The 19,880-nt window shown below is 64.8% G+C and carries 22 protein-coding genes; 8 read left to right on the top strand and 14 right to left on the bottom strand.

The annotated features are described in order from the left end of the window. Window positions 1–4: 4 nt before the first annotated feature. On the bottom strand, window positions 5–355 hold the full coding sequence (locus tag GR158_RS22930; RefSeq protein ID WP_134650472.1) for a MarR family transcriptional regulator: 351 nt from the start codon (window positions 353–355) through the stop codon (window positions 5–7). A gap of 78 nt (window positions 356–433) precedes the next feature. Then, window positions 434–1,825 carry a M17 family metallopeptidase gene (locus GR158_RS22925; RefSeq protein ID WP_160872728.1) on the bottom strand — a complete coding sequence of 464 codons (1,392 nt, stop codon included), beginning with the start codon at window positions 1,823–1,825 and terminating at the stop codon, window positions 434–436. A gap of 137 nt (window positions 1,826–1,962) precedes the next feature. Between GR158_RS22925 and GR158_RS22920 the strand changes: the two genes are divergently transcribed. Continuing rightward, window positions 1,963–2,778, top strand: a complete 816-nt coding sequence (locus GR158_RS22920; protein ID WP_134650470.1) for a tetratricopeptide repeat protein — start codon at window positions 1,963–1,965, stop codon at window positions 2,776–2,778. 80 nt (window positions 2,779–2,858) lie between these two features. Here the strand turns inward: GR158_RS22920 and GR158_RS22915 are convergent, their stop codons facing one another. The 9 genes from GR158_RS22915 to GR158_RS22875 all read right to left on the bottom strand — a co-directional run bounded on the left by GR158_RS22915 (window position 2,859) and on the right by GR158_RS22875 (window position 11,655). Beyond that, on the bottom strand, window positions 2,859–3,833 hold the full coding sequence (locus GR158_RS22915) for a type II secretion system F family protein (protein WP_160872727.1): 975 nt from the start codon (window positions 3,831–3,833) through the stop codon (window positions 2,859–2,861). 11 nt (window positions 3,834–3,844) lie between these two features. Continuing rightward, window positions 3,845–4,855, bottom strand: coding sequence for a type II secretion system F family protein (locus GR158_RS22910; protein WP_160872726.1), 1,011 nt, complete (start codon window positions 4,853–4,855; stop codon window positions 3,845–3,847). A gap of 16 nt (window positions 4,856–4,871) precedes the next feature. After that, window positions 4,872–6,350: a CpaF family protein gene (locus GR158_RS22905; RefSeq protein ID WP_160872725.1), complete on the bottom strand. Its 1,479-nt coding sequence runs from the start codon at window positions 6,348–6,350 to the stop codon at window positions 4,872–4,874. 37 nt (window positions 6,351–6,387) lie between these two features. Next, entirely contained in the window at window positions 6,388–7,671 is a 1,284-nt protein-coding gene (locus tag GR158_RS22900) for a CpaE family protein (RefSeq protein ID WP_160872724.1), read from the bottom strand. A 31-nt stretch (window positions 7,672–7,702) separates the two neighbouring features. Next, entirely contained in the window at window positions 7,703–8,407 is a 705-nt protein-coding gene (locus GR158_RS22895; protein WP_246665762.1) for a CpaD family pilus assembly lipoprotein, read from the bottom strand. A gap of 35 nt (window positions 8,408–8,442) precedes the next feature. After that, a complete protein-coding gene (locus GR158_RS22890; protein ID WP_134650465.1) occupies window positions 8,443–9,918 on the bottom strand; it encodes a type II and III secretion system protein family protein in 1,476 nt (491 codons plus the stop codon). A gap of 18 nt (window positions 9,919–9,936) precedes the next feature. After that, the gene (cpaB, locus tag GR158_RS22885; RefSeq protein WP_134650464.1) at window positions 9,937–10,746 is read right to left on the bottom strand and encodes a Flp pilus assembly protein CpaB; all 810 of its coding nucleotides are present in this window, start codon (window positions 10,744–10,746) and stop codon (window positions 9,937–9,939) included. Window positions 10,747–10,863: 117 nt separating this feature from the next. Next, the gene (locus GR158_RS22880) at window positions 10,864–11,370 is read right to left on the bottom strand and encodes a prepilin peptidase (RefSeq protein ID WP_160872723.1); all 507 of its coding nucleotides are present in this window, start codon (window positions 11,368–11,370) and stop codon (window positions 10,864–10,866) included. 108 nt (window positions 11,371–11,478) lie between these two features. Further along, a complete protein-coding gene (locus GR158_RS22875) occupies window positions 11,479–11,655 on the bottom strand; it encodes a Flp family type IVb pilin (protein ID WP_160872722.1) in 177 nt (58 codons plus the stop codon). A gap of 320 nt (window positions 11,656–11,975) precedes the next feature. On the opposite strand from GR158_RS22875, the gene GR158_RS22870 reads away from it, so the two are divergent. The 7 genes from GR158_RS22870 to GR158_RS22840 all read left to right on the top strand — a co-directional run bounded on the left by GR158_RS22870 (window position 11,976) and on the right by GR158_RS22840 (window position 17,385). Continuing rightward, window positions 11,976–12,392, top strand: a complete 417-nt coding sequence (locus GR158_RS22870) for a pilus assembly protein N-terminal domain-containing protein (RefSeq protein ID WP_246665761.1) — start codon at window positions 11,976–11,978, stop codon at window positions 12,390–12,392. A gap of 122 nt (window positions 12,393–12,514) precedes the next feature. Next, the gene (locus GR158_RS22865; protein ID WP_134650461.1) at window positions 12,515–13,102 is read left to right on the top strand and encodes a TadE/TadG family type IV pilus assembly protein; all 588 of its coding nucleotides are present in this window, start codon (window positions 12,515–12,517) and stop codon (window positions 13,100–13,102) included. Continuing rightward, window positions 13,102–13,707 (top strand): TadE/TadG family type IV pilus assembly protein, encoded by a 606-nt coding sequence (locus tag GR158_RS22860; RefSeq protein ID WP_160872721.1) that lies wholly within the window; start codon window positions 13,102–13,104, stop codon window positions 13,705–13,707. Before GR158_RS22865 ends, GR158_RS22860 begins: the two co-directional genes overlap by 1 nt. Window positions 13,708–13,793: 86 nt before the next feature. Further along, on the top strand, window positions 13,794–15,023 hold the full coding sequence (locus GR158_RS22855) for a phosphopentomutase (protein ID WP_134650459.1): 1,230 nt from the start codon (window positions 13,794–13,796) through the stop codon (window positions 15,021–15,023). An 8-nt stretch (window positions 15,024–15,031) separates the two neighbouring features. Beyond that, window positions 15,032–15,988 carry an adenosine deaminase gene (locus GR158_RS22850; RefSeq protein WP_202402407.1) on the top strand — a complete coding sequence of 319 codons (957 nt, stop codon included), beginning with the start codon at window positions 15,032–15,034 and terminating at the stop codon, window positions 15,986–15,988. Window positions 15,989–16,091: 103 nt separating this feature from the next. Continuing rightward, entirely contained in the window at window positions 16,092–16,721 is a 630-nt protein-coding gene (gene upp / locus GR158_RS22845; protein ID WP_134650457.1) for a uracil phosphoribosyltransferase, read from the top strand. A gap of 124 nt (window positions 16,722–16,845) precedes the next feature. Next, entirely contained in the window at window positions 16,846–17,385 is a 540-nt protein-coding gene (locus GR158_RS22840; protein WP_160872719.1) for a TIGR02281 family clan AA aspartic protease, read from the top strand. On the opposite strand, the gene deoA is transcribed toward GR158_RS22840, so the two are convergent. Genes deoA through GR158_RS22825 form a run of 3 tightly spaced genes read right to left on the bottom strand, consistent with a single transcriptional unit; the run spans window position 17,375 to window position 19,879 of the window. Further along, window positions 17,375–18,688 (bottom strand): thymidine phosphorylase, encoded by a 1,314-nt coding sequence (gene deoA, locus GR158_RS22835; protein WP_160872718.1) that lies wholly within the window; start codon window positions 18,686–18,688, stop codon window positions 17,375–17,377. The two genes, GR158_RS22840 and deoA, sit on opposite strands and share 11 nt — an antisense overlap. Window position 18,689: 1 nt before the next feature. Beyond that, window positions 18,690–19,490 carry a purine-nucleoside phosphorylase gene (locus GR158_RS22830; protein ID WP_160872717.1) on the bottom strand — a complete coding sequence of 267 codons (801 nt, stop codon included), beginning with the start codon at window positions 19,488–19,490 and terminating at the stop codon, window positions 18,690–18,692. Next, on the bottom strand, window positions 19,487–19,879 hold the full coding sequence (locus tag GR158_RS22825; RefSeq protein WP_160872716.1) for a cytidine deaminase: 393 nt from the start codon (window positions 19,877–19,879) through the stop codon (window positions 19,487–19,489). Before GR158_RS22825 ends, GR158_RS22830 begins: the two co-directional genes overlap by 4 nt. Between the last annotated feature and the right edge of the window lies 1 nt (window position 19,880).

The raw sequence follows: 19,880 nt of genomic DNA, 5'->3' as shown, positions 1-19,880 counted from the left end.
AGTCTCACAGCGGCTGTGCGCGTCCCTTGGCGATGATGAGGTCGCCCAGGCGTTCGAGATAGAGCGCACCGTCGACGGTGCGCTTGATGATGACGTTGCGGCGATCCCGCTCGTCGCGGACCCGCGTGACGAGGCCAAGCTCGCCCATCGTGTCGAGCGCGCGGGTGATGACCGGCTTGGTGACGCCGAGCTTGGCCGCCAGCCCCCGCACCGTATGCGGCGGTGGCACGAGATAGATTTCGAGCAGGATGGCAAGCTGGCGCAGCGTCAGGTCGCGCCCGTCCCCCTGCACCTGTTGCAGCGTCACGGCATGCCAGAGGCCGAGCGCCTGCGATGGGGTGAGATCTACCGGCAAGGGGCCTCCGGGGCGAATGCGATTTCGTTACGCTACCGTATCGTTCGCGCCGTGACAATCGCTTGCCGGTCGCCCGCCTCAGGCCGCGAGGCGGCGCATATGGTGGTAGAGCGCACGGATCGCCTGCGCCTCGCCGCCGATGGGCGAATGCGGGCGCTCGCTCTGCGCCCAGGCGAAGATGTCGAAATGCGCCCAGTGGCGGTTGCGCGTCACGAAACGCTTGAGGAACAGGGCGGCCGTGATGGCGCCCGCCATGCCGCCGGCCGGCGCATTGGTGAGGTCGGCGATACGTGCGGAGACGTCCTTGTCGTAGCCCATGTAGAGCGGCATGCGCCACATCGGATCGTCGGCCGAAAGGCTCGCCTCGGCAAGGTCCTGGGCGAGATCGTCGTCGTCGGTGAAGAACGGCGGCAGGTCCGGCCCGAGCGCGACGCGGGCCGCACCCGTCAGCGTCGCCATGTCGATGATGAGATCGGCCTCTTCCTCGTCCGCATAGGCCAGCGCATCGGCGAGGATCAGCCGGCCTTCGGCGTCGGTATTGTCGATCTGCACGGTCAGGCCCTTGCGGCTCCTGTAGATATCGCCGGGACGGAAAGCATTGCCGGAAATGGAGTTTTCCACGACAGGCACCAGAACGCGCAGGTCCACCTTCAGCTTGGCGTCCATGATCATCAGGGCAAGGCCCATCACATTGGCCGCGCCGCCCATGTCCTTCTTCATCAGCAGCATCGAGGAGGCCGGCTTGATGTCGAGGCCGCCGGTATCGAAGCACACGCCCTTGCCCACCAGCGTCACGCGCTTGTGGCCCTTCTTGCCCCAGCGCAGTTCCAGCAGGCGCGGCGCCTGTTCGGAAGCGCGGCCGACCGTGTGGACGAGCGGGAAGTTTTCCTTCAGGAGGTCGTCGCCGGCGATGACGGAGACCTTGGCCTTGTAATGCGCGCCGAGCGCCCGGAACACGTCTTCCAGCGCATCCGGCCCCATGTCGTTGGTCGGCGTGTTGATGAGGTCGCGCGCCAGGAAGACGCCGGCGAGCTGGCGCTTGATATCGGCAGCGTCGGCATCGGCGGGAATGAGCAGGGTCGGCGCGTCGGAAGCGGACGCCTTGTAGCGCTCGAAGCGATAGCTGCCGAGGCCGTAGCCGAGCGCAAGCCGGTTGGCGGTCAGCGGCGCGGTTTCGATATGCCAATCTCCCGCGGGCAGCGTGCGGGCGAGCTTGCCGGTGAGATAGGGCGCGTCGGAGGGGTTCTTGCCCAGGCCGAACAGCGCGCCGCCGAGATGGCCGTCCGCCGTCGGCACCATCAGCAGGCCGCCGGATTCCGCCTTGAAACCGGCCTTCTTCGCCCAGTCCAGCGCAACCGGATCGATGGTCCCCGTCTCGATATGCGCGGGCGTGATCGCGAAGATCGGCAGCGTCTTTCCGTTCTTCGTGTTGAAGGGAGAGGGCCGGTCGATGAACTGGAAGGGGGCCATGGCGGAACCTTTGGAAGAGCCTTGAGAATCGCTGCAATTAACACTCTGTTAGGGTTAACAGATTATTGCTGGAGCGGAGATTGCGGCGTGATTCCTTAACCGCCGCGACACTGGGGAAACCGCTTCGGGGACTGATCATGGCTGTATGCCGCCTGCCTTCGTCACTTCGACCGGCGCTTTTGACGGGCGCGGCACTCCTGGTCATCGGCGTCGGGCTGGCAGGCTGCGCCGGCAAGAGCAACCTGACCACCGGCTCCGTCCGCCCGTCGTCAGCCGCCAGCGGCACGATGAACACGACGGACCTGCGCGGCGCCGTCGACAGCATCGGCCGGGCCTACGAAAAGAACCCCAGGGATGCGGCGACCGGCATCAACTATGCCAGCGCGCTGCGCATGAACGGCCGCAATGCGCAGGCGCTCGCCGTCATGCAGCAGGTCGCCATCAGCAATCCGAACAACCGCGAGGTCCTCGCCGCCTACGGCAAGGCGCAGGCCGCCGCCGGACAGCTCGAGCAGGCGCTGAACACCATTCTGCGCGCCCAGACGCCTGACAGACCGGACTGGCGGCTGAAATCGGCCGAAGGCGCAATCCTCGATCAGCTCGGCCGCTCGAACGAGGCACGCCAGCGCTATCGCGAAGCCCTCGATATCCAGCCCGACGAGCCGTCGGTGCTCTCCAATCTCGGCATGTCCTATCTTCTGGCGAAGGACCTCAAGACCGCGGAAACCTATATGCGCGCTGCCGCCAGGCAGCCGGGCGCCGACAGCAGCGTGCGGCAGAACCTCGCGCTCACCGTCGGCCTGCAGGGCCGCTTCCAGGAAGCGGAAACCATCGCAAGGCAGGAGCTGACCTCGGGGCAGGCGGAAGCCAACGTCGCCTATCTGCGCTCCATGCTGGCCCAGCAGAACGCCTGGAAGACGCTTGCCGCCAACGACACCGGCAACACCAATTAAACCGATCGTCCTCCCAGGACCAAACGAAGAAGCCCCGGTCGATACTTTCGCCGGGGCTTCTTTCTTTTGTCTTCGAGCGGTCAGAAGCGGTCGGAGACCTGGATGCCGGCCGGGCCGAGAATGACGGCTACCAGCACCGGCAGGAAAAACAGGATCATCGGCACGGTCAGTTTCGGCGGCAGGGCGGCGGCCTTCTTTTCCGCCTCGTTCATGCGCTGGTCGCGGCATTCCTGCGCGAGAACGCGCAGCGCCTGGGCGAGCGGCGTGCCGTAGCGCTCGGCCTGAATGAGCGCCTGCGTCACGGATTTCACCGTGTCGAGGCCGATGCGCGTGCCAAGGTTCTCATAGGCCTGGCGGCGTTCCTGGAGGAAGGAAAGCTCCGCGGTGGTCAGCACGAGTTCCTCGGCCAGTTCCGGCGAGGCCATGGCGATCTCGTCGGCCACGCGTTTGAAGGCGACCTCGATCGAGATGCCCGATTCCACGCAGATCAGCATCAGGTCGAGCGCATCCGGCCAGGCGCGGCGGATCGACTGCTGGCGCTTCGAGACCTTGTTGGAAATGAAGATGTTGGGCGCGTAGAAGCCGAGATAGGCGATGCCCAGCGTCGCCAGGATGCGAACCGAGAACGGCTTGTCGCCGAGGAAGCCGATATAGAAGATGTAGAAGGCCGCGACGGCAAGAAACAGGAAGGGCAGCGTGAAGCGGGCGAAGAGGAAGATGTTGAGCGCGTTCTGCGAACGATAGCCGGCCTGCCGCAGGCGGTTCATCGTGTTGGCGTCGACGAGGGCCTCGCGCAGGTTCAGCCGCTCCACCACGTTGCGCACGGACGTGTTGTGCTGCGCCCTGAGCGATGCCTTGTTCTGGACCGTTTCGGCCGAGAGCCGCGCCCGCTCGCGCGCCCGCATCTGCTCGCGTTCCAGCGCGACGCTCTTCATGCGCTTGTCGAGATCGCCCCGTTCGAAATAGGGCATCGCCAGCGTGTAGAACGTGGCGAGCACGGCGATCACCACGAAGGCGGGCAGGAGAACCGCGGGATCGGTGAGCATGGCGATCATGATCTCAGGTCCTAGATGTCGAAGTTGATCATGTTGCGCATCACGAGAATGCCGATGGACATCCAGACGCCCGATATGCCGAGAATGAGATGGCCGCGCGAATCCTGGAACAGCACCATGATGTATTCCGGCGACGTCAGGTAGACGAGCAGCGTGACGATGAAGGGCAGCGCCCCGATGATCGCCGCCGACGCCTTGGCCTCCATCGACAGCGCGCCGACCTTGGCGCGCATCTTGCGCCGCTCGCGCAGCACGCGCGACAGGTTGCCCAGCGCTTCGGAGAGGTTGCCGCCGGCCTGGCTCTGGATGGCGATGACGATGGCGAAGAAATTGACTTCCTGAAGCGGAATGCTCGTGAACATGCGCGCGCAGGCATCCGGGACGCTGAGGCCGACCTGCTGGCTTTCGACGATCTTGCGGAACTCGGTCCGGACCGGCTCCTGTCCCTCGGCGGCGATCAGGCGCAGCGCGTCCGTCAGCGGCAGGCCGGACTTGATGGAGCGCACCATCACGTCGAGCGCGTTGGGAAACTCCTCGAGGAACTTGTTCTGCCGGCGCTTGACGAGAAAGCCGACGAACCAGCGCGGAAGGCCGGCCCCGGCGATGAAGGCGATGCCGAGCGCGACCAGCGGCCCCATGCCGCCGATGAGCGCGACGACGAAGGCGAAGACGCCGAAGATCGCGCTGAACACGTAGAACCTGGTCTCGGTGATCGAAAGGCCCGCCTGGGAGAGCTTGGCCTTCAGCGTCGCGGCGACGCGCTTGGACTGCTCCTGCTGCTTCTTTTCGAGGTCCTTCAGCGAATCCTGCACCGAGCGGCGGCGTTTGGATAGCTCCTGCACGCGGTCGCGCGCCGCCTTGGCCCGCGACTGGTCCGTCTCTGCCGACTGGACGCGGCGCATGCGGCTTTCGGTCTTCTTCTCCGTCTCGATGCGCGAGAAAAGCAGGCCATAGGCGAGGCCGGCGGTGGAGAGCGCCGCCAGCGCGAAGATCGCCACGATGGTGATATCCATTCCGAACATCGCGTCTACCCGCCCCTTACGGCTTCTCCATCGCGTCGAGCGTTGCCGCCAGGCGCTTGTCCTCGTTGAAGTAGCGGGCCCGATCCCAGAAATGCGGCTTGCCGATGCCGGTGCCGGTGTGCTTGCCGATGAGCCGCCCGTTGGCGTCCTCGCCCTGGATCTCGAAGCGCATCAGGTCCTGGGTCACGATGACGTCGCCTTCCATGCCCACCACTTCGGTGATGTGGGTGATGCGGCGCGAGCCGTCGCGCAGGCGCGAGGCCTGGATGATGACGTCGATGGAACCGGCGATGATCTCGCGCACGGTCTTGGCGGGCAGGGTATAGCCGCCCATGGCGATCATCGATTCCATACGCGAAAGGCATTCGCGCGGCGTGTTGGCGTGGATCGTGCCCATCGAGCCGTCGTGGCCGGTGTTCATCGCCTGGAGAAGGTCGAAAACCTCCGGTCCGCGCACTTCGCCGACGATGATGCGTTCGGGACGCATGCGCAGGCAGTTCTTGATGAGGTCGCGCATGGTGATCTCGCCCTCGCCCTCGATATTCGGCGGGCGGGTTTCGAGGCGCACGACATGCGGCTGCTGCAGCTGGAGTTCGGCCGAGTCCTCGCAGGTGATGACGCGCTCGTCGCGGTCGATGTAGTTCGTCAGGCAGTTGAGCAGCGTCGTCTTGCCCGAGCCCGTACCGCCGGAAATGACGAGGTTGCAGCGCACGCGGCCGATGATCTGGAGAAGCGCCGCACCCTCGGGCGTGATCGAGCCGAAGCGGACCAGCTGGTCGAGCGTCAGCTTGTCCTTCTTGAATTTACGGATGGTGAGCGCGGTGCCGTCGATGGCGAGCGGCGGGGCAATCACGTTGACGCGCGAGCCGTCGGGCAGGCGCGCGTCGCAGATCGGGCTCGATTCGTCGACGCGGCGGCCGACCTGGCTGACGATGCGCTGGCAGATGGAGAGGAGCTGGGCATTGTCGCGGAAGCGGATCTCCGATTCCTGCACCTTGCCGGCCACTTCGATATAGGTCTTGCCGGCGCCGTTGACCATGATGTCGGCGATGTCGTCGCGCGCCAGAAGCGGCTCCAGCGGGCCGTAGCCGAGAACGTCGTTGCAGATGTCGTCGAGCAGTTCCTCCTGCTCCGAGATCGACATCGCGAAGTTCTTGATCGTGATGATGTCGTTGACGATGTCGCGGATTTCCTCGCGCGCGCTCTCGGTGTCGAGCTTGGCGAGCTGCGACAGGTCGATCGTGTCGATCAGCGCGGAGAAGACCTGGCTTTTCGTATCGTAATAGTCCTCGGTGCGCGGCGTGCGGCGGCGCACCGCCGCGGCGGGCGCGGGACTGGGTGCGGCGTGCGGCACCGGCTCCGCGACGGGTTGCACGACAGCGGCGGCGGCCGGCCGTTCCGCCGTCACGGTCGCGCCGGAGGCGACGCCGGCATGGGCCGCCTGGCCCGCCGTGCCGCTCTTGCCGAAGCCTTCATTTCCGCGTTTGCCGAACATTTCCACTCATCCAGTCTGTTGCATCGCCCGTCGGGGCTTACTTGCGGCCGAGGAGACCCAGCATCTTGCCGATCCCGGCCTTCTTGGGCTTCTTCATCGTCGCGCGCCCGGTCACGAGGTGGGCGATCTGCGAAAAGGTTTCCGCCGTCGGCGACTTTCGATCCATTTCCGCAATCATGCGTCCGCTGTTGGAGGCCGCGCCGAAGAGCTGGGCATCGAAGGGGATGATGGCCACGGGCTCCACGCCGAGCGGCTCGCAGAAGTCGGATGGCGAGATCTCCGGCCGTTTCGGCAGACCGACCTGGTTGAGGATCAGGTGCGGGGGCTTGTCGTTGGGCCTCAGCTTCTTCAGCGCGTCGAGCATGTTCTTGGCGTTGCGAAGGTTGGCGAGATCGGGAACGGCGGTAATCACCAGCTCGTCCACTTCCGAAAGCAGCGTACGCGTCCATTCCGACCAGGCATGCGGCACGTCGAGCACGGTGATCGGCGCGCTGCGCTGGAGCACTTCGAGGATCGGCTGGAACGAACCGCGCTCCAGATCGTAGCCGCGGTCGAGCATGGAGGGCGCGGCCAGCAGGGAGAGGTGCTGCGAGCACTTGGCAAGCAGGCGATCCAGGAAGACCTCGTCGAGGCGGTCGGGCGCATAGATCGCCTCGGAGATGCCCTGCGGCGGATCCTGGTCGAAGTCGATATTGGCGGTGCCGTAGGGCAGGTCGAGATCCGCCAGGATGACTTCGGTCTGGAAGAGGTTCGAAATGTCGAAGGCGCAATTGTGCGCGATCGTCGAGGAGCCGCATCCGCCCTTGGCGCCGATGAAGGCGAGGCTGCGGCCGAGCGGCTCGGCATCGGGATCGACGAAGATCGCCGACATGGCGGCCAGCACGTCGGTCATGCCGACAGGCCCCACCATGTATTCGGAGATGCCGTTGCGGATCAGCTCGCGGTAAAGCGGGATATCGTTGTAGCGGCCGACGATGACGACCTTGGTGCTGGGATCGCAGACCTCGGCGAGCGGCGCCAGCTCCTCCATGATATCGCCGGGCTGCGCGGACGTTTCCAGGATCAGCAGGTTCGGCGTCGGCGCGGAGGCGAACATGTTGGCCGCCGCCGCGATGCTGGCGCTCGATATCTTCAGGCTCACCTTGGCCAGGCGCCGGTCCTGGGCGCAGCGTTCCATGGTGCGCAGCATCGCCTCGCTCTCGCAGAAGGCGTGGACCGAGATGCGCGGCAGCGGGCGCATGGTTTCCAGCTCCGCCGGACGGATCGCGTCGTCCGCCTCGTCCGCGGCATCGTTCTTGAAAGTGTAATCGACCGTGCTCATGGCGTTACCTGGCTTGGAGACGCAAGCGGCGTCAGTTCATATCTCTGAGTTCGGTGTAGGAATCACGATAGCGCTGCATCGCGTTGCCGCGCTGGGTCGCATCCGCAGGCGTCATGCGGCGCGGGCCGAGCAGGTCGTTCGGATCGGCGATCTGGGCCGCGAGGTTGTTCTGCTGGGCGCAACCGAAGTTGTGATAGTTCTTGTTTCCGTAGGTGTTGATCAACAAATCCTCCGGCCACTGGCCGCAGGCCGGCGTGGAAGCCGTGATGGCGAAGTAGCTCAGCCGGATCGGCGCGGCCTCGGCGGGGTCGGCGGCGGCATAGCTCTCGATGATCACCTTGCTTGCCGGAATGCCCTGCCGCGCGACGACCTTGCGGATGTGCCGGCTTGTCACGGCGGTGGCCGCGTCATTGCGCGCGCCGTGCGGCACGATGATGCGGAACGTGCCCGACGTGCTGGACTTGTAGCCATCGGCGAAGCCGGCGATCACCTCGGCCTGGCCGCGCGTCAACTGGCTGGCGCCGGTCGCGATCGGGATATCGATGACCTTTTCCTGCTCGCCGACGACGATCGGGTGGCGCGTGCGGTAGTCGTCCGGCAGCGAGCCGGTCGTCGTTGCATCCCGGTTGGCGCAGCCGGAGGCGACAGCGACCAGCGCCGCCATCGCAAACAGGGTGACGGCGCGTCCGGCGTTAAATCGCCCGGTGCGGTTCGTGGAGTGCATTTCGTTTGCCATCGGCTGGGCCCGTCCCTTTTTCACGTCGCACCCGTTCACTTGTAGATGAAGCCAACGCTGCCTTCGTAGCGCTGGGCGGGCAGGTTGCTCTTCCTGCCGTAGATCTGGTTGACCTGGCCGAGGAAGACGCTCGCCGCGTCATTGGCCGGGTTGAAATTGTCATCCGGCCGCGCCAGCGCGTTGCGGTTCACCGGCTTGACGAGATAGGGCGTGGCGATGATCACCAGCTCGGTCTCGTTGCGCTCGATGGATTTCTGACGGAACAGCGCGCCGAAGATCGGAACCTTGGAGGCGACGGGCGTGCCGTTCATGCTCTGCTGCACGTCGTCGCGGATCAGGCCGGCGAGCGCGATGGAACCGCCCGAGGGCAATTCGACGACGGTTTCGGCATCGCGGCGGCGGTATTCGGCGCCGCTCGCGCCGGCAACCGGTTCGGAAACCTTGGTCTGGATGCGCAGGCTGATGCGTCCCGAAGACAGGACCGTCGGCGTGAAACCGAGCGAAATACCATACTGATAGGTCGTCGTCGTATATCCGCCATTGCCGTCGGAGACTGCATAAAGGCGCTCGCCACCCGAATTGAACGTTGCGGCCTGTCCGGAAATGGCCGTCAGCGTCGGCTCGGCCAGCGTGCGGATCGCCTTGGCCTGCTCCAGCGCGTTCACGACGGACTCGATGCCGAGCTTTCCGACATTGCCGGCGACCGTTCCGCTCAAGCCGCTCGCCGCCGTATTGAAGGAGAGAACGTCGAGATTGGAGCCGGACGCGCCGGCGATCCGGCTGAACGTGTTGTCGAAGCCGAGCTGCTTGAGAACCTCGCGGCGGATTTCCGCCACGGTGACTTTCAGCGTCACCTGGTCCTCGCCCTGGACCTGGAGCATGTTGACGACCTGCGACGCCTGGCGGCCTTCGCCGAAGATCGCCGCGTCGCCGTTGTTGCCCTGGGAAACGATCGTGCGGGTCGTCGCCTCGCCGCCCTTGAGGAAGATCTGCGCAAGGTTGACGGCCTGCGTGGCATCCTGCGGCGTGCGCACGCTGCCGCTCAGAACGATGTTGTCGGAGATGATCTCGACCTGGATGTCGGAATCCGGGATGAAGCGCCGCAGGTTCGCCTGGAGGCTGGAGACGTCGCGCTCGACATTGAGGTCGATACTGACGATTTCCTCGCCGCCGGGGCCGAAGACGAAGATGTTGGTCTGGCCGACTTCCTTGCCGAAGAGATAGATGCGGCGCGACGTGCGCGTCACCGCATCCGCCTTCACCGGGTCGGCCACGAGAATGTCATGCGCGTCGGAGGGCAGGTCGATGACGACCGCCTTGTTGAGGCCGAGGCTGATCGTCTTGCGCGCGCCCGGGCCGGCATTCTGGATGCGGATGATCGACGCGCTGGCCGCCTCGGCCGTGGCGATGACCTTGCCCGTGACGATGGCGGCAGGCAGGCCCGAAAAGGCCAGGCAGAACGTCAGTCCGCCGGCAACAGAAGCCCGAAAAGTCTTTGAGAGTGCGAACACGGGTCAGCTCCTGATCATTTACTGCGCTTCGGACGCATTGCCGTCGACGATCTTGCCGGTCTTGATCACCTGCACCTGCGGCACGCCATCGGCGCCGCTGAGCAGATAGTCGGCCGCGCCCGTATCGGGCTCCTGGGCATCGGCGACGCTGCGCAGCGCAAGCGACAGCCGTTCGGCCATCTGCTGGGCGACGCTCATCACCTTCGCCTGGTCCGGCGTGAGTTCGAGTGTGGCGGTGGTGCCCAGCACGGTCTTGGAGCCGTCCGGGTTTTCCTGGATCTGCTGGTCGATGGCCAGCACGCGCACGTTGGACAGCACGTTCTCCGTCAGGAAGGCGCCGGTGCTGCTCTTGCGCACCATGATGACGTCGACGCGGTCGTTCGGCAGGATGAAGCCGCCGGCGCCGGTTGCCACCGTGATCTCGGTTGCGACCGCGCGTTTGCCCGCGGGCAGCAGCGACGACATGATGCGACTGGAGGAATCGACGATCTTTTCCTGGCGAACAGGCTCGCCGTTGAAGATCGGCATGCGGGCGATGGCGCCCTCGAGCGCCTGGATCGCGTCCGGCCGGCCCTGCTCGGTGATGAAGCCGTCGACGACGGAGCCTTTCGGCCAGTCGGCCCAGGCGACGGAGTTCGCATTGAGGCGCGTGCCGACGGGCAGGCTTTCGGTCGCGACCAGAACCTTGACGGTCGGCTCGCGCTCCAGGACCGTCTGGGTCTCGACAACCGACACACCACCCTTGCGCGCGACCTGCAGCGCAAGAAAACCTGCGACGCCGGCCGACACGACGGCCACTGCCAGAATGATGATTCGCGCCGGTTTCATGTGGTTTCCCTGAGCTGCGGACTCTTCTATCCGCCGACATTGCCCGGGAAAGGTATAATTATGGTTAATAGTCGCCTTACGCTTATGGTTAACGACCGGTTGACGGCGTTGCGACCTTTAGTTGCCGAGCGCGGCGAGCATGAGCGGCGAGGACGGATAGGCCATGAAGGCCGCAATGCCGATGGCGATGCCGTAGGGCACCTTCTTGGCCGTGACGAGCGAATCGGGCACGGGCAGGCCGCTGGCGAGGATGGAATTGGTGTGCGCCCGCAGGGACAGGATCACCAGCGTCAGCACGCCGCCGAGGAACGAGACATAGACCAGGAACTCGAACAGCGAGAAGGTCAGGCCGAACCACACCGCGCTCGCGGTCAGAAGCTTCGCGTCACCGCCGCCCATCACGTTGAAGGCGAAGAGCGCAAAGCATACGGAAAAGACGATCGCGCCGGCCGCCAGATGCGTCGCGATCTCGGTCAGGCCCAGCCCGGCAAGCGGGGCCACGATGAAAAACGACGCGAGAAGAATGGCCGACACCCGGTTGGGAATGAGCATCGTCAGGAAATCGGAACAGGCCGCAACCGCAAGGCAAAGCGGGAAAACCACGAAGATGATCGCTTGGGCCACGGCGCTTCCTCCACAGATCGATAAATTAACGATCTATCGTTAAAAAAGAAACCGCCCCATGAACGAGGCGGTCTCCGTATTATTATCAAACCGGTGCCGCTTGATTGATTACTTTGCCTCTACGTCCAGATAGCTAGACAGGTTCTGGAACTGGTTGTTCAGCGAGCCGCCGAGTGCGGTGGCGCCGGTGATCAGCGCAACGGAAATCAGGGCGGCGATCAGGCCGTATTCGATGGCGGTTGCACCCGATTCGTCCTTCATAAGGCGAGCGAAAATCTTGGTCATGGTATTCTCCTAGCTCCACGATGTTGGTTCAGCACGTCCGCCAACTGTTTCCGTTGTTCGGATGACTGCAACCTACAGGCCTGCCATTTCCATCGGCTTAAGGAAGTGCGTTAATATTTCCTTGCTTCTGCCCTGTCGGAATTATGGTCAAAAAATGGTTTATGCAGATTCTGACAGAGTTTTTGGCGCCTAATGGCCTGGTAAAGTACGTAAAAGCGAAAAAGCGCGGAAGTTGAGTAGGTTCAACACGCACGATACTTAAACCTTCATTTACCATTCCCGGCGATGCTATCCCTGACTTGTCTTCGGGATGACTGTTTATGGGACGCCACCGCACCTTCGCCGTTCACGCTGCAAAGCTCGTGACGGCCTCTTCTCTCCTGCTTTCGGCCGGCGCCTCCGCCATGGCCCAGGAGCAGTTGATGCGCGTCTATATGGATCACGCCCGCGTGCTGAGGCTCGACCGGCCCGTTAGCAAGGTCATCATCGGCAATGCCCAAGTGGCCGATGCCACCGTGGCCGACGCCAAGACGATCGTCATCACGGGCCGCAGCTTCGGCACCACCAATCTCGTTCTGCTGGATGCCGACGGCAACGCCATTGTCGACGAACGCATCCTCGTGTCCATCGATGAGGGCAACACGGTGCGGGTCTTCCGCCAGACGGAGCGCTCGGTCCTCTCCTGCACGCCGAACTGCGAGGAGCATGCCTCCCGCGACAAGGCCTCCGGCAATTGATGATCGTCGTCGCGCCGGCGTGCGAAAGCGGGAAACCGTTCAAGTCTTCGCCGCCGCACACACGAAAAATAAACGGTCGGCCTTCTATCCTGACATGATCTGGGATTTGGGAACGGATCGCGATGTCGCTCGATCAGGATGTGTCCAGCCGCCGACAGCCTATGAAGGGGCTGTTGAAGCGCTTCTATCGTCGCCGTGACGGCGCGACGGCAATCGAGTTCGCCATTCTCGCCATTCCGTTCTTCGTTATGATCTTCGCGTCGCTCGAAACCTTCGTGGCATTCACCGGCGAACAGCTTCTTGCCAATGCGACCGAAAACATGGCGCGCAAGATCCGCACCGGCCAGATCAAATCCGACTATTCCGTAAGGGACTTCCGGAAGGAGTTCTGCGAAGAAATCAGCATCCTCATGCCCTGCTCGGCCAAGGAAATCGATACGCCCGACAAGCTGCTGATCGATGTCCGCAGCTTCGATAAATTCACGGATATCCCGCAGGCCGTTCCTCTTGTCGATTCCGACCTCGATACGAAATCTTTCAAGTTCGCACCGGGCGGCAAGAAGTCGATCAACATCGTCCGCGCCTATTACCGGTGGGACGTCATCACCGATCTCGTGCGTCCGCTGCTCTCGAACGTCAAGTCGGCGAACGGCTCGCAGAACTATCTCATGATCGCGACGGCTGTCGTCCAGAACGAGGATTATCCGTAATGGCCGGGTATGTGTCACGAGCCCGCAAGGACGATGTCCGGCCAGCGAAAGGCTTCCTTTTGCGTTTGCGCCGCTTCATCGACGATCGCCGGGGCGTCGGTGCCATCGAATTCGCGATCGTCACGCCGATGCTGATCATCACCTATATCGGTGCCTTCGAGATTTCCGTCGCCGTCTCCATGTCGCGCAAGATCAGCCGTGCCTCCAGCACCGTGTCGGATCTCTTGACCCGCAACGAGAGCACGACGAAGGCGGTGCTCGACAGCATGAAGGATGTCACGAGCAACGTCATCACGCCGTTCAAGCAGGATGGTTATACCCTGAAGATCACGGGTGTCGCCATCGATGCCGCCGGCAGCGCCAAGGTGGCGTGGTCGCGCGATCAGAATGGCGGAACGCCCTATACCAAGGGCAGCACGGTCACCTTGCCGCCGGATGTGGCGGTAAAGGATGCCTTCATCGTGCGCACGGAATATACCGTGCCACACAAGATCCTGCTGATGGCGCCCGGATTGAGCTCGCATATCAACAACATCACGCTCGGCAAGACGAGCTACTTCCGCAAGCGTACGGGCGAGACGGTCATCACCTGCTCCGATTGCTGACGACATCCGTTTAAGGCGCGATTTCGCTTGAACCTGCTGTCATCGCCGTGTCATGTCACCCGAATGCGGACGGATAGCGGGTGACCATGGCAAGAGCCTTTCTCTTTGTTCTCGATTCCTTCGGCATCGGCGGTGGCCCGGATGCGGCCGCGTTCGGTGATCTCGGTGCCGATACACTCGGCCATATCGCGGAATTCTGCGCCGCCGGCGCCGCCGACCGGCAGGGGCTGCGGCAGGGTCCGCTGAAACTTCCCAACATGTCGGCGCTTGGTCTGCTGCATGCCGCGCGCGCGGCGACGGGTCGTTTTCCGATCGGCATGGAGGTGCCGCAACGCGTCTTCGGTTATCACGGCGCCGCCAGCGAGGTCTCGAACGGCAAGGACACGCCGTCGGGCCATTGGGAAATCGCCGGCACGCCCGTCACCTTCGACTGGGGCTATTTTCCCGCCGAAGGCGAGGCGTTCGAACCGGACCTGGTCGCGGCCATCCGCGTGGCGGGCAAGGTGCCCGGCATCCTCGGCAATTGCCACGCGTCGGGCACAGATATCATCGCCCGCGACGGGCTCGAGCACATGCGCACCGGCAAGCCCATCTGCTACACCTCGACGGATTCCGTCTTCCAGGTTGCCGCGCACGAGCGGACCTTCGGGCTGGAGCGCCTGCTCGCCTTCTGCGAAACCGTGCGGGCGATCCTCGACGAGCGGCCGGGCGGGCGCATCGGGCGGGTCATTGCACGCCCCTTCGTCGGCGAAAGCCCGGAGACGTTCCGGCGCACCGGAAACCGTCGCGATTATTCCGTCCCGCCGCCGGAACTGACCCTGCTCGACCGGCTGACGGAGGCCGGCCGCACGGTGCACGCCGTCGGCAAGATCGGCGATATCTTCGCCCACAAGGGCATCGGCACGCTGACCAAGGCCGATGGCAACATGGCGCTGCTCGACGCGACGCTGCGCGTGATGGACGAAGCGAAGGACGGCGATCTCGTCTTCACCAATTTCGTCGATTTCGACATGCTCTACGGCCATCGCCGTGACGTCGCCGGCTATGCGGCGGCGCTGGAGGCCTTCGATCGCCGCCTGCCGGAGGTGGATCGCAAGCTGAAGCCGGGCGATCTCGTCATCCTGACGGCCGATCACGGCTGCGACCCCACCTGGCGCGGCACCGACCATACGCGCGAGCGCGTGCCGATCCTGAGCTTCGGGCCCGGCATCCGTTCCCGGCTGATCGAGACCCGGTCCACCTTCGCCGATATCGGCGAAAGCGTTGCCCGCCATCTCGGCATCGCGCCCGGCAAGCATGGACGGAGTTTCCTGTGACGACATCCATGCCCAAGGCGGAACTGCACTGTCATATCGAAGGCGCCACGCCGCCGGCGCTCGCGCTGTCGCAGGCCGCGCGCTACGGCATCGATACGTCCGCCTTCATCCGCGACGGCGCCTATGCCTGGCAGGATTTCACGAGCTTCGTGCAAAGCTACGACGCGACCGCCAACCTCTTCCGCACGGAGCAGGATTATGCGCTGCTCGCCGAAACCTACCTGACCGAGATCGCGCAGGCCGGCGCCGTCTATAGTGAACTGATCGTCTCGCCCGACCAGGGCGATGCGGTGGGAATCGGCGCGGACGCCTATATCGCCGGGCTTGCCGAGGGCGCCGAGCGGGCGAAAGCGAAAACCGGCATCGAGACGCGGTTCATCATCGTCGGCATCCGGCATTTCGGGCCGGAGCGCGTGGTGAAGGCCGCGGAATATGCCGCGCGCCGGCCCCATCCGCTGATAACGGGCTTCAACCTCGCCGGCGAGGAGCGCATGCACCGCGTGGCGAATTTTGTGCGCGCCTTCGATATCGCCCGTGATGCGGGCCTCGGCATCACGATCCATGCCGGCGAACTCTCCGGTGCCTTCAGTGTGCGCGATGCGCTCGATCATGTGTGCCCGTCGCGCATCAGCCACGGCGTGCGCGCCATCGAGGATGCCGATCTCGTGCGCCGGCTGGCCGACGAGGGCGTGGTGCTGGAAGTCTGCCCGGGCTCCAATGTGGCGCTCGGCGTTTTCCCGGATTTGGAGAGCCATCCGCTGCGTGCCCTGCACGCGGCCGGCGTGCGGGTCACGCTCAACGCGGATGATCCGCCCTTCTTCCATACGTCGCTGGCGCGCGAATACGCACTTGCCGCCACCGCCATGGGCTTCAGCGACGCCGACATCCGCGGCATGACGCGGACGGCCATCGAGGCGGCCTTTGTCGACGAGCCGACGCGGCAGAGGCTTCTGGCGGCGCTTTGAGGCAAGCCGGCTGGGGATGGTGCCGGCCTCCCGCTCTCTTCACTTGCGGCCCCGCGCCGTTCCGTGGAAAAAGAAGCGTTCAGATATTTTCGGAAGGTTGGCCATGGACGGCGTCACAGTCATCGATCACCCGCTCGTGCAGCACAAGCTGACCATCATGCGCAAGGAGGAGACGTCGACGGGCAGTTTCCGCCGCCTGCTGCGCGAAATCTCCACGCTGCTCTGCTATGAAGTCACGCGCGACCTGGAGCTGACGACCGCCCGCATCAAGACGCCGCTCGAGGAAATCGATGCGCCGGTGCTGGAAGGCAAGAAGCTCGTCTTCGCTTCCATCCTGCGCGCCGGCAACGGCCTGCTGGAAGGCATGCTGGAGCTGGTGCCCTCGGCCCGCGTCTCCCATATTGGCGTTTACCGCGATCACGAGACGCTGGAGGCGGTCGAATATTTCTTCAAGGCGCCCGACAGCATCGACGAACGCCTCGTCATCGTCGTCGATCCGATGCTGGCGACCGGCAATTCGGCGATTGCCGCCATCGATACGCTGAAGAGCCGCGGCGCGACGAATATCCGCTTCCTCTGCCTGCTGGCGGCGCCCGAGGGCATCAGGAGCTTCCGGGCGCATCACCCCGACGTGCCGGTCTATACGGCGTCCATCGACCGTCAGCTCAACGAGAAGGGCTACATCGTGCCCGGCCTCGGCGATGCCGGCGACCGCATGTATGGCACGAAGTAGCCGTTAACCGCCGCTTTACCAAGTCGAGCGAAGATCGTGGAGAGGGGCGCCATCCGGCGCCCCTTTTTGCCGTCCGTTAGCCGGTGCTGTGCTAGTTCGGGACAGATTGTTCCGGAGACCGGCCATGTTCGTTCGAAGCCTCGTCCTTCTCGTCGGCGGCGTTCTTGCCGCCGCGGCCTTCGTGCCAGACCTTGCCAGCCGTTATGTCGGCGAAAAACAGAGCCCGACCGCCGAAGCCAGGGTGGAGACAGCGTCCGTGCAGCCGGGGCAGGATGCCGCGCGTTACACCGGCAACCGCAGCGCCACGATCGATGCGGACGCCGGCGGTCATTTCACCGGTCTCTTCGCCATCAATGGCCGCAAGGAACAGGGCATGATCGATACGGGCGCCAGCATGGTGGCCATCAATGTCTCGACTGCCCAGCGCATCGGCATCGACAGGGCGGATCTCGATTTCCGCTATGCCGTGGATACCGCTAACGGCAAGGCGCGCGCCGCCTATATCCGTCTCGACAAGATCGAGATCGGCCCGGTGCGCATGGACAATGTCGGCGCCATGGTGCTCGACGACAAGGCACTATCCGGCACGCTGATCGGCATGAGCTTCCTCAAGGGCCTTTCGTCCTACAAGGTCGAAGGCGGCAAGCTGCACCTTACCCGCTGATGCGGGACAGGATCTCGGCTGCCGGGGCCGGCGCCTCCGGGTTGATCCGGCAGAGCGCCGTCAGCCGTTCGGCGGCACGGTCGGCATCTGCGTCGGTTGCCGCGTGAACGCGAGCGATCGTGTCGCCCTTTTCCACTTTCGTGCCAAGCGGCAGCAGGCCGTCGAAGCCCACGCGGTGATCGATGGCGTCATCCGGCCGGCTGCGCCCGCCGCCAAGCTCGATGACGGCAAGGCCGATGCCGCGCGTGTCGCAGGCGGCGAGATACCCGGCCTGCGGCGCCGTCACCGGCCGGATGACGGGCGCCGTTGCGAGATACCGGTCCGCCCTGTCCAGGAGATCGGCGGGTCCGCCGAGCGCGTGCACCATGCGGGCGAAGGTCTCGGCCGCCGCACCGCTCGCCAGCGCACCGGCCGCCTTCGCGGTTGCGGCTTCGACATCCGTTTCCAGACCCGCTGAAACCAGCATCTCCGCCGCGAAGGCCAGCACGATGCGCTCGAGCCGCGTGCCGGCCTTCTCCCCCTTCAGGAAGGCGATGCAGTTGGCGATTTCAAGCGCGTTGCCGGCGGCGTCCGCCAGCGGCTGGTTCATGTCGGTGATGAGTGCGGTGGTGCGCACGCCCGCGCCGTTCGCGACCTCGACCAGCGCGCGCGCCAGGGTTTCCGCCTCGGCGGTATCCGTCATGAAGGCGCCGTTGCCGACCTTCACGTCGAGCACGAGGGACTGGAGCCCTGCCGCCAGTTTCTTGGACAGGATGGAGGCGGTGATGAGCGGTATGGAATCCACCGTCGCCGTCACGTCGCGGATGGCATAGACGCGCTTGTCGGCAGGCGCGAGGTCGCCGGTCTGGCCGATGATCGCGCAGCCGATATCCCTCACCGTGCGGCGAAAATGTTCCGCCGAGGGCATGATCGTATAGCCGGGGATCGATTCCAGCTTGTCGAGCGTGCCGCCGGTATGGCCGAGCCCGCGCCCCGAGATCATCGGCACGGCAAGCCCGCAGGCGGCGGCAATCGGCGCCAGCATCAGCGAGACATTGTCGCCGACGCCGCCCGTCGAATGCTTGTCGGCGATCGGCCGGCCGATGCCGGGCCAGTCGAGCACATCGCCCGAATCGCGCATGGCAAGCGTCAGCGCGACCGTCTCGTCGCGCGTCATGCCGTTGAACCAGACCGCCATGGCGAGCGCGGCGACCTGCCCCTCGGAGACGCTGCCATCCGTCACGCCGGCGATGAAGGCGGCGATCTCCTCCCGGGAGAGCGCATCGCCGTTGCGCTTGCGGCGGATCGTCTCCTGCGGCAGCATCTCAGCCGCCGCCGGCGATCATTTCGGCGAGGATGGCGGCAAGCCGCTTGCCGCCGACGGGGGCCATGTCCTTGGTCTCGTGGTGGCTGAGCTCGTTGCCCGTCATGCCGGCCCCGAAATTGGTGATGACGGAGGCGGCGGCGACCTTCAGGCCGAGATGGCGCGCGATCAGCACCTCCGGCACGGTCGACATGCCCACCGCATCCGCGCCCAGCACCCGCGCCATGCGGATTTCGGCCGGCGTCTCGAAGCTCGGGCCGGAGAACCACATATAGACGCCGCTCGAGAGCGGGATATCGAGCGTCCGTGCGGCCGCCTCCATGCGGGCGGCGAGGCCGGCGTCATAGGCATTGGTCATGCCGACGAAGCGGTCGTCGCCGTCGAGGCCGACAAGCGGGTTGGTGCCGGAGAAGTTGATGTGGTCGGAAATCCGCATCACGGAGCCCGGCGGCATGTCCTCGCGCAGCGATCCGGCCGAGTTGGTGAGGATGAGCTCGGTGACGCCGAGCCCTTTCAGCACCTCGATCGGCGCACGCATGGCATTGGCATCGCCGCGCTCGTAATAGTGCACGCGGCCGGACAGCATGATGACGGGCACGGCGCCGAGAGAACCGATGACCATCTCGCCGGCATGGCCGGATACGGAACTGACCGGGAAGCTCGGCAGGTCCGCATAGGGAATGCGGATGGCGTTTTCCACGGCATCCACCAGCGAGCCGAGGCCCGAGCCGAGAACGATGCCGGTGCGCGGTGCGACGCCGCCGAGGCGGGCAAGCAGAAGGTCTGTCGTCGCGCCGCTCATCCGATGACATCCGTGCTGAAGCCGTGCGGCAGGAGTTCTTCCATGGTCATGGTCTTCTTCACGCCCGTCTCGTCGCACAGATAGATCGGCGTCGTCGCGCTGGCGAATTCCGCGATCTTCTGACGGCAGCCGCCGCAGGGCGGGCAGAGCGGCAGCTTTTCGGCGATCACCGCCATCTCCACGATCTTCTTTGCGCCGCCCATGATCATCTGGCTGATGGCGGTCGGTTCGGCGCACCAGCCCTGCGGGAAGGACAGGTTCTCGATATTGGCGCCGGCATAGATCCGTCCGTCCTCGGCGCGGATCGCCGCGCCGACGGGGAACTTGGAATAGGGGGCATGCGCGAAGGCCATCGCCGCGCGTGCCGCCTCGAACAGCTCATGGGACATT

Source organism: Shinella sp. AETb1-6 (assembly GCF_009826875.1).
Taxonomy (GTDB): domain Bacteria; phylum Pseudomonadota; class Alphaproteobacteria; order Rhizobiales; family Rhizobiaceae; genus Shinella; species Shinella sumterensis.
This window is presented reverse-complemented; position numbering and strand designations above follow the sequence as displayed.